Below are 16,399 nucleotides of genomic sequence, written 5' to 3'. Positions count from 1 at the left end.
TGGCTCGTCGGTGCGCCGGGTGCGGCGACGGCGGCAGCAGGTGCAGGGGCGAGTGTGGTCAGGGCGTCGCCACGAGCCCGGCGGCACCGACGGGGCCGGTCCACCGGGGCGAGGCGCCCTGGACGATCCGGTTCCGACCGGCCCGGCGGGGAGCTGCGCGACCACCGGGTCCCGACGGGCTGCCGGCCGGCATCTCGTGGCCGTCCGCCCGCCGGGCCCCGGGGTCAGCGCACGACCGTCGTGGTCACCCGGGTCGCGTTGTTCGCGAGCTTCGGGTCACGGACCGAGGAGGGGGCGACGGCTCCCTCGAGGGTCCGCGGCCCGGTCACCGTGCGGTCCGCGGTCACGGTGATCGTGAAGGTCGACGCGGTGCCCGCGGCGATGCCCGGGACCAGGTAGGCGACCGAGCGGCCCTTGCCCCCGACGATCCCGCCCGGGGCGGAGGTGGCCCGGAGGCCCTGCGGAAGGGTGACGGCCCCGGTGACCCGGGTCGCCGCGGCCGGGCCGGCGTTGCGGAGGGTCACGGTGACGGGGGCGGTGGTGCCCGCCTTCAGCGTGCCCGGCACGCCGAGCGCGACCGACAGGTCGGCCTCGCGCGCGACGACCGGTGCGGGGGTGACCGTGAGGGCGAAGGTGGTGCTCAGCGCGCCGGCGGTGGCGGTCACCGTCACCGGGCCCGCGGTGTCGCCGGCGGACAGCGCCGGGCTGGTGGCGACGCCGTCGGCGCCGGTGGTGGCGGTGGCGGTCGCCCCGCCGGGGAAGGCGGCGCTGCCGTTGCCCACGGTGAAGGTGACCACCTGGCCCGCCACCGGGGCGGCGCCCGCTCCGGTGAGGGCGACCGACAGCGGCCGGGCGAAGGCGGTGCGGACCGGGGTGCTCTGCCCGTCGCCGCCGGTCGCGGCGAGCGCGGTCGGGAGGACCGGGTTGTCGAAGTCGATCGTGGTGCCGTCGATGCGCAGGTCGTCGACGCCCGAGCGCAGACCCGGGTTGCCGCTGCCCTGGTTGACCGCGATCCCACCGACGACGACGGCGTCGGGCAGCGCGGCCTTCACCGCGGCGAAGTCGGCGGTGTAGCTGTCGAAGCCGTACTTGTTGGAGACACCGGTGACCGGGTCCGTGCCGCTGGCCCACCAGCCGCCGCCGGTGCTCGACGCCGGCCAGGTCTGCCAGGTCCCGTCCTGCCGCGGCGTGGTGGCGGTGTAGACGGGCTCGAACACCAGCGTGGTGAAGGTGGATCCGGCCTTGTTCGGGTTGACCGGGATGTTCAGGGCGGGCACCTGCCGGGTGCCGTTGCCCTGCTCGACGAGGGTCGAGTACTCGAGGTCGGTGATGTCCGAGAGCTTGCGCCCGGCGAAGGCCTGGGCGTACACGGTGACCTTGTCGTTGCCACCGGGGGTGTCCAGGCGCAGGTAGCCACGCCCGGTGCGGGCCCGCTCGTCGTCGACGACGGTGGCGGTGCCGGCGTCGCGGACGGCCGCGCAGTACCCGGTCGGGCTCGCCGTCGCCACACAGACCGGGATCTGGTCCCGGCCGACCCGGACGCCGTCCGCGGCGGCGGCGGTGCCGGTGGCGAGCGGGACGAACCCGACCGCCGCCACCAGCGCGGCCGAAGCCAGGCGTCGCCCGCCCACCCGTGCTCCGCGCTCCCCGAGCCGACGTCCCATGACTGCCTCCACCGCTCCGCCCGTCCCCGGGCCGTCCGCGCCGGGCCCCTGTGCGCCCGACGGCCCGTGTGTCGCGGTGGCGGTCACGGTCGCTACACCCTGTCATCAGGTCTGATGAGCCACCCGGAGCATCGCCGGGCCGTCCGGTCGGGGCACCCCCCGCCGGCCTGCGGGAACGTGCGGCGGCGGGGAGGGCCGAGCACGCCGGGCCCGGGTGCGGGCCCGGCGTCGGACCCTCGACCGGGATCCACAGCGGGTCCACAGCGGCCGGACCGGCCGGGCACAGGAGCGCCCCCTACCGTCGACCCGGTCGGCGGAGGCGAGCCCGGGAGGTGGACGTGGGGACCGACCCCCGGACCGGGTACGGCCCGCGGTGGACCATGATCGCCCTGCTGGCCGCGTCGCTGGCGACGGCCGCGGCCGTCGCGGTCGCGGTGCCCTCCCCGGCGGGGACGACCGCCGCCACCGGCGCCGCCGCGGTCCCGGCCACCGTCGTCCCCGCGCTCCCCCCGGGGACGGTCGCCACCGACGACGGTGCCCCCGTCCCGCGGCGGGCGACCGGCGCCCTGTTCGACGGTCCGGCCGGGGACCCGGGCGACCACTTCTGCTCCGGCTCTGTGGTCGGGTCCGCCGGCGGCGACCTGGTCGTGACCGCCGCGCGCTGCGTCGCCGACGGGGACGGCACCCCCGCCCGGACGGGCATGAGCTTCGCACCCGGCTACGACGACGACACCGCGCCGTTCGGCTACTGGACCGTCACCGCGGCCGCGGTCCCACCGGGCTGGCTGCAGAGCGGCGACCCCGGCTCCGACGTCGCGTTCCTGACCGTGTCCCGGGCCGGTGCACCGCCGATCGAGCAGCTCACCGGCGCCTACCGGCTGGCGTTCACCTCCTCCGACGACGGCGACGACACCCCGGTGACCGCGGTCGGCTACAACGACGACGACTCCGCCGCGACGACCGTCTCCGGTACCGCCGGGACGCTCGGGGACGGCCAGTGGGAGCTGGAGCGTCCCGGCCTCGACCAGGGCGCCAGCGGTGGCCCGTGGCTGACCGGCCCGGACGACTCGGAGATCCTGACCGTCACCGGGGGCTACCAGCATCCCCCGACGTCTCCTACGGCGCCGACCTCGGCCCGGCCGCCCGGTCGGCGTACCGGTCGGCCGGCGGGACCGGATGAGCCGGGTCGTCGCCTGGTGGGACCGCCACCAGGTCCCCCTGTACCTCGCCGCGATCCTGGCCGGGGCGCTCCTCGGTCTCGGCGCCCCCCGGGTCGCCCCCGCGCTCGCCGCGTCGGTCACCCCGCTGCTGGCCCTGCTGCTGTTCGCGACGTTCCTCGCGGTCCCCCTCGTCGACGTCGCGCGCGCTGACCGGCGCCCGGTTCCTGCTCACCCTGCTGGTGACCAACGTCGTCGTGGTCCCGCCGATCGCGATCGGGCTGTCACGGTGGGTCGCCGACGACCGCGGCCTGCTCGTGGGTGTCCTGCTGGTGCTGCTGACCCCGTGCATCGACTACGTCGTCGTGTTCACCGGGCTCGCCGGCGGTGCCCGCGCGCAGCTGCTCGCCGCGACACCGCTGCTGATGGTCGCGCAGCTGCTCATGCTCCCCGGGTACCTGTGGCTCGCCGCCGGGCCGGAGGTCCTCGCCGTGGTGCGGGCCGGGCCGTTCGTGCACGCGTTCGTGGTGCTGGTCCTGGTTCCGCTGGCCGCCGCCGCCCTGGTCCAGTACCGGCGGCGGCGTCGTCCCGACGGTGCGGGCGCCCGCGTCGAACAGGCCCTCGCCGGGGCGATGGTGCCGTTGATGGCGGCCACCCTGGCCGCGGTCGTCGGGTCGCAGATCGCCGCCGTCGGGGAGCAGGCCCTCACCCTGGTGCGGCTGGTCCCGCTCTACGGGGCGTTCGTCGTCGCGGCGGTCGTGGTCGGGCTGCTCGCCGCCCGGGTGACGCGCCTGGACGTCCCGGCGGCCCGGGCGGTGGTGTTCTCGGTGACGACCCGCAACTCGCTGGTCGTGCTGCCACTCGCCCTCGCGCTGCCCGGCACGCTCGCCCTCGCCCCGCTCGCGGTCGTCACCCAGACCCTGGTCGAGCTCGTCGCCCTGGTCGTCCTGGTACGGCTGGTGCCGCGGCTCGTCCCCCACCGGTGAGCGGGCGGCCCGTCACCGGCTCGGGCCGCGTCCCGCCCAACTCCACGCGTACGACGGGTCCTCGCTCGCCAGACCGCCCTCACCGAGCCCCAGCGGGCGGAACGTGTCGACCATGACGGCGAGCTCGTCGAAGGACTCCGCACCCAGCGCGCGCTCGACCGCACCGGGCTGCGGGCCGTGGCTGTGTCCACCGGGGTGCAGGCTGATCGAGCCCTGCCCGATCCCGGAGCCCTTGCGGGCCTCGTAGTCGCCGCCGCAGTAGAACATCACCTCGTCGGAGTCCACATTGGCGTGGTAGTAGGGCACCGGCACCGCCAGCGGGTGGTAGTCGACCTTGCGCGGCACGAAGTTGCAGATCACGAAGCCGGAGCCCTCGAAGACCTGGTGCACCGGCGGCGGCTGGTGCACCCGGCCGGTGATCGGCTCGAAGTCCGCGACGTTGAACGTGTACGGGTACAGGCACCCGTCCCAGCCGACGACGTCGAAGGGGTGGGTGGGGACCACGTAGCGGGTGCCGGTGATCCCGTCCGGCCCGCCGCGGTGCTTGACCAGCACCTCGACGTCAACCTGCTCGACCAGCAGCGGCTCGGTGGGTCCGTGCAGGTCGCGCTCGCAGTACGGGGCGTGCTCGAGCAGCTGCCCGTAGCGCGACAGGTAGCGCTTCGGTGGCGCGACGTGCGACGACGCCTCGATCGCGTACGCCCGCAGCGGCTCCGACCCGGTCGGCACCCAGCGGTGGGTCGTCGCCCGCGGGAGGACGACGTAGTCGCCCTGTCGGGCGTCGAGCGCCCCGAACACCGTTTCGACCGTTGCGGTGCCGGACTCGACGTAGACGACCTCGTCGCCGACGGCGTTGCGGTAGAGCGGGCTCGACTCACCGGCGACGACGTAGGAGATCCGCACGTCGGCGTTGCCGAGGACGAGCCGGCGCCCGGTCACCGGGTCGACCCGCTTCCAGTCCTCGGCGCCGAGAGTGTGCAGCTTGAGGTGCCGGGGAACCAGCGGACGGTTCTCGTGCAGTCCCTGGTCGGGCAACTCCCACGGGGTCGCGTCGACGATCGCCGACGGGATCTCGCGGTGGTAGAGCAGCGAGGAGTCCGAGGAGAAGCCCTCCTCCCCCATCAGCTCCTCGTGGTAGAGCGTCCCGTCGGGACGACGGTGCTGGGTGTGCCGCTTCGGCGGGACGTCACCGGCTCGCCTGTAGTACGCCATCCTGGCCTTCCTCCGGTCGTGTCGGTGGGGTGGTCGTGGTGGTGCGCGCGGTCGCGCGGGCGAGTGCGGCCACGACGTCGTCGTGGCCCGGGGCGGCGAGCACCGCGGCGACGTGGGCGTCCGGGCGGAGCAGCCACACCTCGTCGGGCCGGGCGGCCAGCGCCGCCGTCACCGTCGGCCCTGCTCCGTCCCCGGCTCCGGCTCCGGCTCCGTCCCCGGCTCCGGCTCGATCCCCGGCTCCGGATCCGGCTCTGCGGCCGGAGCCCGCGCCGGCGCGGCCGTCGAGCTCGGCGAGGGCGAGCACACGGACCGGGCCGGGCGCCCCGGCCGCGGCGGCGGCGACGGCTCCCGCATCGGCCTGCGGGCCGGTGAGCAGCAGGAACCCGTCGCGAGCGAGTGCGCGCAGGCGCCCCGGACCGGCCGGGGTGCGCACCGGGGCGTCCGGGACGAGCACGCCGGGGCCCGCGGGCGGGACCTCGCCCCGGGCGGGCCGCCCGGCGAACCGACGGCGGGGGTCGGCGGTGGTCAGGGCGGAGTCGACGTACCAGAACGGCTCGGACAGCCGGCCGGAGTCGACCCGGGCCCGGGCGGCCGGGTCGGTCGCCGCGGCGGCGAGGACCTCGGCGCGGGCACGCTCCTGCTCCGCGTCGCGCGGGACCAGGAACTCCATGGTCGCCGTGGTGACGGCGATGTTCTCCATGGCGGCGGCGTGCCGTTCGGCGTGGTAGCTCTCCAGCAGCTCCTCCGGTGCCCAGCCGTGACCGACCCAGGTGATCTTCCAGGCGGCGTTCTCGGCGTCGGCCACGCCGGAGTTCAGGCCACGGGCCCCGAACGGGGACACCAGGTGGGCGGCGTCGCCCGCGAGCAGGACCCGGCCGCACCGCATGCGGTCCGCCACCCGTGAGTGGAACCGGTAGACCGACGACCAGACCACCTCGTGGTCGACGTCGCCGATCACCCCGCGGATGCGGGCGTCCAGCGCGCCCGAGGCCGTCTCGGCGGCGAGATCGTGGTCGGCCGGCACCTGCCAGTCGATCCGGAACGTCGAGTCCGGGCAGGGGTGGACGAGCACCTGGCGGCCCGGGTTCCCCGGCGGGTCGAAGTGGAAGCGGCGCTCGGCCACCCACCCCGGGAGGTCGGCGCGGACGTCGCAGATCAGGAAGCGGTCGTCGAAGCTGGTGCCCTCGAAGGTGACCCCGAGCAGGGCACGCAGCGCGTCGCTGCGGGCCCCGGTGCACACGACGGCGAAGCTGCCGGCGACCCGCTCGCCGCCGTCGACGGTGACCGTGACGCCGTCGGCGGCCCGCTCGACGCCGACGACGTCGTGTCCCCAGCGCAGGTCCACCAGGGGCTCGTCGGCGATCCGCTCGTCGAGGATCTGCTCGGTGCGGGCCTGGGAGAGGTTGACGAACGGGGGGAAGGTGGGCCGACCCGGCTCGGCGAAGGTGTGGGCGAACAGCTCGGCGTCACGGTGGAAGGTGCGGGCGGTGGTCCAGGTGACCCCCTCGTCGGCGATCCGCCGGCCGGCGCCCACCGACTCCCACACGTCGAGGACGTCGCGCTGCTGACAGAGCGCCCGGGATCCGGCCCGGTCGCGTTCCGGGCGACGGTCCAGCACCACGGTCGGGACGCCGTGGCGGGCCAGCAGCAGCGCGGTCGTCTGCCCGACCGGCCCGGCGCCGATCACCAGGACCGGCGGGAGCGGCCAGCGCGGAGCGGCGGACGTCGACATGCCCTCCCCCTCCCCGTCGCGCCTCAGCCCTGCAGCCGGGCCCAGACCTCCTGGTCGCGTTCCGCCGTCCAGATCACCGGACGCTCCACCCCGGACAGCTCGTCCCACAGCCGGGAGACGTCGAACGGCAGGCAGTGCTCGAAGATCGGCCAGTGCCCGTAGTCGTCGACGAGTGCGGCGTGGGTGGCCTCGAACGCCTCCTTCAGGGTGCCCCCGCGCTCCTGCACCGCCCCGACCTCACGCAGCATGACCTGCAGGAAGGCGCGGGTCTGGCCGATCGCGGCGTCGACCTCGGCGCGGCCGCGACTGACCGCTCCGCGCCCGCCGACCAGCTGCTCGGCACCCAGGGCGGCGAGCCGGTCGAGGGTGCCGGTGGCCCACTCCCGGTGGAACGCGTCACCGGTGTAGAGCGCGGCCCGGGCCTCGACGAGGTCGCCCGCGAACAGGATCCGGTGCCGCGGCAGCCAGGCGGTGATGTCGCCCTCGGTGTGGCCGCGGCCGTGGAACTGCAGCACCAGCTCGCCGCGGTCGCCCCCGAGGTCGAGGGTAAGCCGGTCGGCGAAGGTCAGCGTCGGCCAGGTCAGGCCCGGGACCGAGTCGGCGGCCTCGGCCAGGCGCGGCATCCGCGCGAACTCCGAGGCCCAGTCCTCCATCCCCCGCTCGGCGATCAGCGCCGCAGTCGTCTCGTGCGCCACGACGGTCTGCGCGTCGAACGCGCTCGCGCCCAGCACCCGGACCGCGTGGTAATGCGACAGCACCAGGTGGCGGACCGGCTTGTCGGTGTGCTCACGCAGCATCGCGAGCCACTTCCGCGCCGCGACCGGGGTGGCGAGGGCCTCGAAGCAGACGACGAAGTCCTCCCCCTCGATCGCGCCGATGTTCGGGTCGCCCTCGGCGGTGAGGGCGTAGACACCGTCCGCGAGCACCTCGAGGGTCTGCTCCTTGGCGGCGGTGTCGGCGGCGGAGGCGAAGGGCTTGGCCACGGCGGGTGTCCTCTCGGGAGCCGGGAGACGGGGCGGCGACCGTGGCGTCCCGTCGTCGGGACCTCCGACCGGCCGGGTACGCGGACGATCAAAGGTTGAAGCACTTGTCCGGGACGCTAGAGGGCCGCGTGTCACGGCGCCAGGGCCGCTCCGGCGGTGTGCGCCGAGCGGCTCAGGTCCGCCGGTTGATCCAGTCCGCCCGGTGTGCGGCGCGGGCGAGGCGGACGAGCAGGGCGTTCAGGGCCGCGAGGTCGTCGGTGTCGAGCAGCGCGGCCCACTGCGACTCACGACGGTTGTGGCGGCCGAACGCGGTGACGAGCCGAGCGGTCCCGGCGTCGGTCAGCGACAGCTGGACGGCCCGCCGGTCACCGGCGGCGGGACTGCGGCGGACCAGCTCCGCCGCGGCCAGGGTGTTGGCCAGGCTGGACACGGCCGCCCGGCTCATCCCGCACAGCTCCGCCGCCCGGCCCGCCTCCTGCCCGCCCGCCACCCACAGCGTGAACAGCAGCCGGAACGCCGACCAGCTCCACCCGGCGGGGCGGTGCACGGTCGACTCCAGGTCGTACACCAGGGAGCCGGCGATCCGGTGCAGGTTCAGCACGAGCGCCATCGCCGCGCGGTCGGTGCCGGGCAGACGCTCGCCGGTGCGGGTGAGCGCGACGTCGGTGAGCGCGAGGAAGCCGTCCGCGCGGCCCCCCGGCGCGGCACCCACCGTGCCCCCGTCCGGCCCGACGACCTCCCCGGCGCCGCCGGCACCCGCACCGCCCGGTGCGGCCGCCGTCCGGTCCGGCGACCGCGGCACCGCCCCCGTGCCCGCCCCGTCCGGGCGCGCGGTCCCGCTCCGGGCCGCTCCACCGAGCCCCCCGAGGAACGCCGAGATAACCTCCGCCGGTGCCGGTGCCGCGTCCGCTCCCCCGGGCCCCCGCGCCGCGTCCACCGTCCCGGCACCCGGGGGCGCCAGCGCCTGCAGACCGTGCAGCAGTGCCAGCAGCTGCTCCACGAGCACCTCGTCCCGGACTCCGACGACGACCTCGCCGGCCCGGCGGCCCTCGTCCAGCCGGGTAGCCAGCCGGACCCGCCACCGCGCGGTCGCCTCGGCCAGGACCGCGGCCGGCTCCGGCCCGGACGCCGCGACCCGGGCGAACGGGACCCCGGCGTGCGCGGTGACCTCCTCGCAGAACACCCGCAGCGCCGCCGTCCCGGACAGCGCGGCGGTACGCCGGGCCACCCGGGCGTCGACCCGGTCGAGAGCTCGGCGGAACGCGTGCTCGACGATCGCGGCACGGCCGTCGAAGTAGTGCGCCGGCGCCCCGGGGGCGACGCCCAGCGCGACGCTGACCTCCCGCAGGGTGAGCGACTCGGGGCCGCCCTCGCCGATGAGCCGCCAGGCCGCGTCGGCGATCTCGCCCCGGCGCCGCTCGTGGTCCACCCGCTTCGGCACGGCCACTCCTCGCAGTAGGTCTTTTTTCTACACCAGGAGAATCATCTTCGTCACTTCCAGACCCGGACCATCCTAGTCCATTCGGGCTAACACTAAGAGGTCGTTTCAGAACGACTTGTCGAGTTTCCATTGACCCCTCGACGACAGATCAAACGGCAGGTCAGATAGCCGCTTGTCGTCTACAACAGACACGTCGACCTCGTTCTGAAATGACCTCTAAGTCGTCCTCGCACGTCACCGCGGTCGTGGTGGATCAGTTGAGGGGGAAACGGGGCCGCTCGAACCCCGTCGCGCGACGAGGCGCGACCGGGCGGCGCCGGTGAAGGGCTCCCCCAGATGAAGAAGACGAAGCGAGCCGGTGTCGCGCTCGTCGTCGCCGGCCTGCTCGCCGGCGCGGCGGTCGGCGCCGGTGCGGCGCTCGCGGCGCCGGAGGGGCGGGCGGACACGGCGGGCCCCGAGCTGCTGCGCGCTCCCGCCGTCGACGCTCCTCAGCTGCAGAACACCGGCATCTGGTCCGCCGACCCGATCGGGATCTGCATGACCAGCGCCTACCGGCAGGGCGAGTACGTGCACCAGGGCTGCGTCTACGACGACGAGGGCGGGGGCAACCAGTACCGCTGGCCCAACGACACCCTGCTCCGCAACTACACCTACCCCGAGGACGCCGCCTACCGGCGCAACGCGGCGGACATCCTCGAGGTCCGCGCGAAGCCGCAGGACGACGCGACCGCGTTCCGGGTCACGATGAACACGATGACCGACCCCGGGCTGCTGGGCCTGACCCTGGCGCTCGGGAGCTCGGACACCCCGCGCGAGGCCCCGCACGGCGCGAACACCGTGCTGCCCGCCGAGCGGTTCGTGACCGTTCACGGCGAGTCCGGCGACATCACCGACGCGGCCACCGGGCAGACCCTGTCCGACGCACCGCAGGTGCGGGTCGACGTCGAGCGGCGCCAGGTCGAGATCCGGGTCCCGCGCTCCGCCTGGGACCCCGCGGACGGTACGCAGCGCATCGCCGCCGCAGCCGGGCTGTGGGACCGCGATGCCGATGCCTACCTCGTCCCGCAGACCACCGCCGACCGGACGCACCCGGGCGGCGCGGTGGTCGGGGACCCGACGCCGTCGGCGTTCTTCGACGCGGCGTTCCGTTTCCAGGAGCCCTTCGAGGCGCCCTACCGCAACAACGACCAGAAGCGCGCGATCGCGGACGGCGACCTCTCCGCGTTCTCCGCCGACGTCGACTTCGGCAGGCTCCGCGCCGGGGCCGACGACGAGTCCGGCGTCCCCACCTCGGGCTACCAGACCCGCGTGTTCGCCTCGCACTCCGAGAAGGAGCAGGGCAGGCGCCTGCCGTCCGACCCGGGCGGCCCCGCACCGGGCACCGGCCTGCAGCAGGGCGGCATCGCCACCGGCTCCGGCGAGGGCTCCGGTGACCAGCGGCCGAGCCTGTCGTTCGGCTACCCCTGCCGCGACGACTGCGTCCCCGACCTGCCGGGCCGGATGCAGCGCTACATGGTCTACGTCCCCGAGGCCCCCGCGCCGTCCGACGGCTACGCCTCGATGGTGTGGACCCAGGGCTACGCGCTCCGTCCCGGCGACGACGTCGCCGGTGACCGCGACCTGTACCGCCAGTTCGCCGACCGGCCGGGCGACCCCACGATGGTGATCGACGTCGACTTCCGCGGCGCCGACAACTGGGGCTACGGCGAGGGCGGCGCGATCGTCTTCGAGGCGCTGGCCGACGCCCGCCGCCACTACGACCTCGACCGCGAGCGCACCGCGATGGGCGGCTTCTCCTCCGGCGCCTACACCGCGAACAAGCTGTCCCTGACCTTCCCCGACGTGTTCAGCAAGGCGTTCATCTGCGACGGGCTCAACGTCGCGCCGTCGCTGCCGGGCGTGAACGGGGTGGCCGACGAGGTCGCCGAGACCGCCGGGATCGACACCGTCACCACGCACGAGCCGGGCTCGAAGATCTCCGAGCTGCTGCCCAGCCGTCGCAACCAGCCGGTGATGGAGTGGGCGGGCGTCAACGACGACTTCATCCCGTACAACATCACCCGCGAGCGCGCGGACCTCTACCGGTCCGGGGACTACGACTACGAGTTCATCAGCCACGTCGGGCTCGGCGCCGAGCACCTGGTGATGTGCAAGAACGGCATGTGGGACCTCGCGACCGAGTGGCTCGGCGACGAACGTCGCGCGGTCGACCCGCAGGCCGGCCTCGTCGGCGACCACGCCTACTGGCTGTCCGGCATCCAGAGCCGTGACCCCGCCGAGCTCGGCGCGGTCGACGTGATCACCCGTGGCCAGAGCCGGGACGCCGCACCGGTCCCCGCCGCCGGGTCCGAGCTCGGGCAGACCGAGGGGACGTTCTCCCCGGTCAACCCGTACCTGCGGGAGTTCCGCCACCTCGACGAGCCGGTGGACGCCGACGCGGAGAACGTGCTGGAGATCCGCTCGGCCGGCGTCGGGACGGTGACGGCCGACCCCGAGCGGGCCGGCGTCGGCTGCGACGCCCGGCTCGACGTACGGACCGACGGCCCGCTGACCGTCATGCTCGACGGCTGCGACCGGACCGAGTCCTTCGACGGCACCGACTCCGGCGGTCTGGCCAGGCCGGCCACGTTCGCCCCGGCCGACCCGCTGGAGCCGCTGGGCAACCCGCTGCAGGGCGCCCCCGTGCCCGCGGAGCTGGGCAACGCCCCGCAGGCCCCGCTGCAGCAGCTCCCGCCCCTGCGGTTCCCGCCGAACCAGCTCGGCCAGGACCCCGCCCCGGGTGACGACGCCCAGGAGTCCCCCACCGGCTGACCCCGGCCCCGCACGAACGGGCCCTTCGTACGAACCTTTCGTACGAAGGGCCCGTTCGTGCGCAACGCCGGGGGCCGAGCGGGCGCGGTGCGCAACGCCGGGCCGGGGCCGGCGCGGTGCGCAACGCCGGGCCGGGTCGGACGCGGTGCGCAACGCCGGGTCCAGGGCGGGCGCGGTGCGCCGGCGAGGGACGGGCCGACGCGGTGCGGCGGCGGGGATCAGGCCTTCAGCAGGGCCTCGGCCAGCCCGTCGGGGGCGGTGAAGCAGCCCTCGTGGCTCCCGGGTGCGCGCACCGGGGTGACCCCGAGCCGGGCGGCGAAGCGGTCCCAGCCGTACTCGCCGGGCGGGAGCGCGAGGTCGTCGGTGGAGAGCACGTAGGCGACCGGCACCCCCAGGGTCGCGGGGTCGATCGGCTCGACGGTCTCGGTGAAGTACTGCATCGGCTGCGGCACCAGCAGTTCGTGCACCAGGCGCTGGACCGGTTCGTCGGCGTCGTTCATGAACGCGCCCTGCCACACCTCGAACGGCAGCGCGACCGAGTTGTTCCCCGACTTCGAGGCCTGGGCCGCGAACAGCTCCCGGTAGGACGGTGGCACCTCGTCGTCGAGCGAGCGGCCGGCCGCGGGTACGAAGGCGCTCCAGTAGACGAGCTTGCGCAGCCGTGCCGCGACCCGGTGCGCCGCACCGGTGATCACGTAGCCGCCCCAGCTGTGCCCGACCAGCGTCACGTCGGTCAGGTCCGCCGACTCGATCAGCTCGACGACCGCGTCCACGGTGTCGGACAGGTGGTAGCGGGTCGGGTCGTCACCGTCGTGGAGCCCCGGCAGGGTGGGGGTCAGGACGCGGTGTCCCGCCGCACGCAGCCGCTCGGCGACCGGGCGCCAGGCCCAGCCCCCGTGCCAGGCGCCGGTCACCAGCACGAACGTCTCGCTCATCGCTCACTCCTCGTCGAGATCGGCGCGGGGCGACGGCCCCGGCCGGGTGAGCGTGGCGGACCCGCGGAGCCCGGAGAAGGGGCCGACGGGGTCGAGCCGAAAGGGGTCCCGACTGAGACGATCCGTAGAGGAATACCCCCTCGGTATCCGTGTCAGGATCAGAGTATGGACGAATCAGTGGTGATCGTCGGTGCCGGGATCGGGGGCCTCTCGCTGCACGCCCGCGGCGTCCGGGTCACCGTGCTCGAGCGGGCGGCCGAGCTGCGCGAGGTCGGCGCGGCCGTCGCACTGTCGGCGAACGGGCTGCGTCCGCTGGACGAGCTCGGCCTGCTGGGCGAGCTGGAGGAGGTCTCGGCCCAGCCGACCGAGCTGATCCACCGCGGCTGGCGCGACGACGAGCGGGTGACCGCGTTCCCAGTCGGCTCCGACGGCAGCTACCGGCGCCGGTTCGGCGCCCCCTACCTGGGCATCCACCGGGCCGAGTTCCAGCGGGTCCTGGCCGGGGCCTGTCCGGACGGGATGGTCCGCCTCGGCTGCGAGGTCACCGCCGTCGACCCGGACGGCACCGTCGTCCTCGCCTCCGGCGAGCAGCTGCGCGGCGCGGTCGTGGTGGGCGCGGACGGCGTGCACTCCCGCGTCCGCTCCGTCGTCGACCCCGGCGCGCACCCGCGCTACACCGGGACCTCGGCCTTCCGCGGGATCGTCGACGTCGCCGACGTCCCGCTGCTGCCCGACCCCGGCGCGATCCAGTTCTGGATGGGCCCGGACGCGCACGTGCTCCACTACGCGATCGGCCCGCACGCCGAACAGGTCAACTTCTTCGCGGTGCTGGAGGGACCCGACCCGTGGACCGGCGGGACCGGTCCCACCGACACCGAGCCGGGCACCCTCGCGCGGGCGTTCGACGGCTGGGCGCCGGGCGTGGTGCAGATGCTGACGACGGTGCCGCAGTCCCCGCACTGGCCGCTCTACACGCTGCCCCCGATGACGCGCTGGTCCCGGGGCCGCGTCGTCCTTCTCGGCGACGCGGTGCACACCATGCTGCCGCACCACGGACAGGGCGCGAACCAGTCCATCGAGGACGCGGCGGTGCTCGCCGACCTGCTCGCCACGCCCGGTGCGCTCGACGGCGGCCACACCGACGTCTTCGACCGCTACCAGCGTCTGCGCCGGGCTCGGACCCGGTCGATCCAGCGCAGCTCGCTGGTCACCAGCGAGCTGCTGCACCTGCCCGACGGGCCGGAGGCCGACACCCGCAACGCGGGGCTCGCCGGTCTGGACCCGTGGCTCACCTGGATCCACGGCGTCGACGCACGGGCCGGGACCCGCTCGGTGCCCGCCTGAGGCCCGATCCAGCTGCACGATATCTGGATCGCGCGTATTCCGGTCTTTGTGCCGACATAGTCTCCCGCCTACCGTGAGGTGACACGGCGGGACCGAGGGGGGTGAGGCATGGACCTGCGACAGCTCCGCTACTTCGTGGCGGTCGCCGAGACGCGGCACTTCGGCCGCGCCGCCGAACGGCTGCACATGGCCCAGTCCCCGCTCTCCCAGGCCATCCGGCAGCTGGAGAGCCAGGTCGGCGCCACCCTGTTCGAGCGCACCACCCGCCGGGTCGACCTGACTCCCGCGGGCGCCTCGCTGCTGGAGGACGCCCGGCGGATCCTCGCCGGCGTCGAGGACGCCCGGCGGCGCGTCGGACAGGTCGCCGCGGGCACCGAGGGCGTGGTGACCGTCGGCGCCACCGACCTCGCCGCCTACCGGCTGCTGCCGCGGCTGGCCCGGGTCGCCACCCGCCGGATGCCGGGTGTCTCGCTGCAGTTCCTGCCCGGGCTGCTCACCGCGGCCCAGGAGGACGCGCTCGACGAGCGCCGCATCGACCTCGCGGTGCTGCGCCCCCCGGTGGTGCGCCCGGAGATGTCGGTCCGCCCGATCGCCCAGGAGCGGCTGATCGCGGCGCTGCCCGCCACCCACCGGCTCGCCGGTGCGGGGACGGTCACGCTGGCCGAGCTGCGCGGCGACGACTTCGTCGCCTACGGCGCCCCCGGCTCGGTGGTCGACTCGGTCGCCACCCAGGGGTGCCTGGACTCCGGCTTCCTCCCGCGGCGCCGCACCGAGGCCCGCGACACCCCCATCCTGCTCACCCACGTCGCCGCCGGTGCCGGGGTCGCGCTGCTGCCCGAGTCGGTGCGCGCCCTGGGCACCGAGGGCGTCGTCTACGCCGACCTGGACCGCGAGCTGCGCGTCGACCTCGCCCTGGCCTGGCGGACCGACGACGACTCCCCCGCTCTCGGCCGGCTGCTCGACGTGCTCGCCGAGCGCGCCCACGAACTGGACCCCCGCACCGCCACCGCCCCCGGAGGACCGCAGTGAAGATCGTGGCCGTCGAGGCGATCCCGTTCGCCGTGCCCTACCGCAAACCACTGCGGTTCGCCTCCGGCGAGGTGCACACCGCCGACCACGTGCTGGTCCGGGTGCACGCCGAGGACGGCGTCGTCGGCGTCGCCGAGGCCCCGCCCCGCCCCTACACCTACGGGGAGACCCAGGCCTCCATCCGCGCGGTGGTCGACACCGTGTTCGCCCCGGAGATCGTGGGGCTCAGCGTGTTCGAGCGGGAGCGGATCCATGCCGTCCTCGACCGCACGATCGGCAACCCGACCGCGAAGGCCGCGATCGACATGGCCGTCTGGGACGTCATCGGCCGCCGGCTCGGCGTCGGCGTCTCGGAGCTGCTCGGCGGCTGGACCGACCGGATGCGGGTCTCGCACATGGTCGGCTTCGCCCCCGACGAGGTGATGGTCGCCGAGGCCCGGCGGATGCGCGACGAGCACGGCGTCACCACTTTCAAGGTCAAGGTCGGCCGCCGCCCCGTCGCGCTGGACACCGGTGCCTGTCGCGCGCTGCGCGAGGCTCTGGGCCCCGACGTCGAGCTCTACGTCGACGGCAACCGCGGCTGGACCGCCGCCGAGGCCGCCCGCGCCCTGGACGAGATGGCCGACCTCGGCCTGACCCTGTCGGAGGAGCTCATGCCCGCCGACCAGGTCCTCGGACGCCGGTGGCTCACCGCCCGCACCACGGTCCCGACCGTCGCCGACGAGTCGGCCACCCGCCCCGGCGAGGTGACCCGCGAGCTGCTCGACGGCGCCGCAACCATGATCAGCATCAAGACCGCGCGGACCGGGTTCACCGGCTCGCAACGGGTGCTGCACCTGTGCGAGGGGCTCGGCAGCGAGGTCGTCATGGGCAACCAGATCGACGGCCAGCTCGGCACCGTCTGCTCGGTCGCCTTCGGGGCGGCGCACCGGCACACCAGCGCCCGGGCCGGCGAGCTGTCGAACTTCCTGGACATGACCGACGACCTGCTCACCGCACCGCTGCGGATCACCGGCGGCGAGCTGCGCGTGCCCACCGGACCCGGCCTCGGGATCGAGATCGACCCGGACAAGCTCGCCCACTACCGCACCGACACCTGACCACC

Annotated in this window: 12 protein-coding genes; 6 read left to right on the top strand and 6 right to left on the bottom strand. The window is 75.0% G+C overall.

The features are described 5' to 3' along the window. Window positions 1-224: 224 nt before the first annotated feature. On the bottom strand, window positions 225-1,664 hold the full coding sequence (locus KPF47_RS01455; RefSeq protein ID WP_224386395.1) for a DUF11 domain-containing protein: 1,440 nt from the start codon (window positions 1,662-1,664) through the stop codon (window positions 225-227). A 338-nt stretch (window positions 1,665-2,002) separates the two neighbouring features. Between KPF47_RS01455 and KPF47_RS01450 the strand changes: the two genes are divergently transcribed. Both KPF47_RS01450 and KPF47_RS01445 read left to right on the top strand, forming a co-directional pair. Then, a complete protein-coding gene (locus tag KPF47_RS01450) occupies window positions 2,003-3,034 on the top strand; it encodes a serine protease (protein ID WP_224386394.1) in 1,032 nt (343 codons plus the stop codon). 29 nt (window positions 3,035-3,063) lie between these two features. Next, on the top strand, window positions 3,064-3,807 hold the full coding sequence (locus tag KPF47_RS01445) for an arsenic resistance protein (protein WP_308015287.1): 744 nt from the start codon (window positions 3,064-3,066) through the stop codon (window positions 3,805-3,807). A 12-nt stretch (window positions 3,808-3,819) separates the two neighbouring features. On the opposite strand, the gene KPF47_RS01440 is transcribed toward KPF47_RS01445, so the two are convergent. The 4 genes from KPF47_RS01440 to KPF47_RS39650 form a co-directional block, all read right to left on the bottom strand. After that, a complete protein-coding gene (locus KPF47_RS01440; protein WP_224386393.1) occupies window positions 3,820-5,019 on the bottom strand; it encodes a homogentisate 1,2-dioxygenase in 1,200 nt (399 codons plus the stop codon). Continuing rightward, window positions 4,994-6,751: an FAD-dependent monooxygenase gene (locus KPF47_RS01435; protein ID WP_224386392.1), complete on the bottom strand. Its 1,758-nt coding sequence runs from the start codon at window positions 6,749-6,751 to the stop codon at window positions 4,994-4,996. The genes KPF47_RS01440 and KPF47_RS01435 overlap by 26 nt, the downstream gene beginning before the upstream one ends. 23 nt (window positions 6,752-6,774) lie before the next feature. Beyond that, window positions 6,775-7,734 (bottom strand): MBL fold metallo-hydrolase, encoded by a 960-nt coding sequence (locus KPF47_RS01430; protein WP_224386391.1) that lies wholly within the window; start codon window positions 7,732-7,734, stop codon window positions 6,775-6,777. Between the two features lie 172 nt (window positions 7,735-7,906). Continuing rightward, window positions 7,907-9,175 carry a MarR family transcriptional regulator gene (locus tag KPF47_RS39650; RefSeq protein WP_308015286.1) on the bottom strand — a complete coding sequence of 423 codons (1,269 nt, stop codon included), beginning with the start codon at window positions 9,173-9,175 and terminating at the stop codon, window positions 7,907-7,909. 336 nt (window positions 9,176-9,511) lie between these two features. Here KPF47_RS39650 and KPF47_RS01415 point away from each other — a divergent pair, with 336 nt between their 5' ends. Further along, window positions 9,512-11,986, top strand: a complete 2,475-nt coding sequence (locus KPF47_RS01415) for a hypothetical protein (protein WP_224386390.1) — start codon at window positions 9,512-9,514, stop codon at window positions 11,984-11,986. Between the two features lie 218 nt (window positions 11,987-12,204). Here the strand turns inward: KPF47_RS01415 and KPF47_RS01410 are convergent, their stop codons facing one another. Continuing rightward, complete coding sequence (locus KPF47_RS01410) at window positions 12,205-12,921, bottom strand: alpha/beta fold hydrolase (RefSeq protein ID WP_224386389.1); 717 nt, start codon at window positions 12,919-12,921, stop codon at window positions 12,205-12,207. Window positions 12,922-13,086: 165 nt separating this feature from the next. Here KPF47_RS01410 and KPF47_RS01405 point away from each other — a divergent pair, with 165 nt between their 5' ends. From KPF47_RS01405 to KPF47_RS01395, 3 genes are all read left to right on the top strand, one after another. Then, on the top strand, window positions 13,087-14,265 hold the full coding sequence (locus KPF47_RS01405) for an FAD-dependent monooxygenase (RefSeq protein ID WP_224386388.1): 1,179 nt from the start codon (window positions 13,087-13,089) through the stop codon (window positions 14,263-14,265). Window positions 14,266-14,373: 108 nt separating this feature from the next. Next, window positions 14,374-15,294 carry a LysR family transcriptional regulator gene (locus KPF47_RS01400; protein WP_224386387.1) on the top strand — a complete coding sequence of 307 codons (921 nt, stop codon included), beginning with the start codon at window positions 14,374-14,376 and terminating at the stop codon, window positions 15,292-15,294. Further along, window positions 15,291-16,394 carry a mandelate racemase/muconate lactonizing enzyme family protein gene (locus tag KPF47_RS01395; RefSeq protein WP_224386386.1) on the top strand — a complete coding sequence of 368 codons (1,104 nt, stop codon included), beginning with the start codon at window positions 15,291-15,293 and terminating at the stop codon, window positions 16,392-16,394. Before KPF47_RS01400 ends, KPF47_RS01395 begins: the two co-directional genes overlap by 4 nt. Window positions 16,395-16,399 lie beyond the last annotated feature (5 nt).

It is taken from the genome of Pseudonocardia sp. ICBG1293, assembly GCF_020131355.1.
Classification (GTDB): domain Bacteria; phylum Actinomycetota; class Actinomycetes; order Mycobacteriales; family Pseudonocardiaceae; genus Pseudonocardia.
The sequence above is the reverse complement of the archived record's forward strand: the minus strand, read 5'-3'. Positions and strand labels throughout refer to the sequence as shown.

Bases quoted from the DNA above. Each gene is read 5' to 3' on its own strand.
- KPF47_RS01405 (WP_224386388.1), top strand. From the start codon at position 13,087: ATGGACGAATCAGTGGTGATCGTCGGTGCCGGGATCGGGGGCCTCTCG.
- KPF47_RS01415 (WP_224386390.1), top strand. From the start codon at position 9,512: ATGAAGAAGACGAAGCGAGCCGGTGTCGCGCTCGTCGTCGCCGGCCTG.
- KPF47_RS01400 (WP_224386387.1), top strand. From the start codon at position 14,374: ATGGACCTGCGACAGCTCCGCTACTTCGTGGCGGTCGCCGAGACGCGG.
- KPF47_RS01440 (WP_224386393.1), bottom strand. From the start codon at position 5,019: ATGGCGTACTACAGGCGAGCCGGTGACGTCCCGCCGAAGCGGCACACC.
- KPF47_RS01435 (WP_224386392.1), bottom strand. From the start codon at position 6,751: ATGTCGACGTCCGCCGCTCCGCGCTGGCCGCTCCCGCCGGTCCTGGTG.
- KPF47_RS01455 (WP_224386395.1), bottom strand. From the start codon at position 1,664: ATGGGACGTCGGCTCGGGGAGCGCGGAGCACGGGTGGGCGGGCGACGC.
- KPF47_RS01410 (WP_224386389.1), bottom strand. From the start codon at position 12,921: ATGAGCGAGACGTTCGTGCTGGTGACCGGCGCCTGGCACGGGGGCTGG.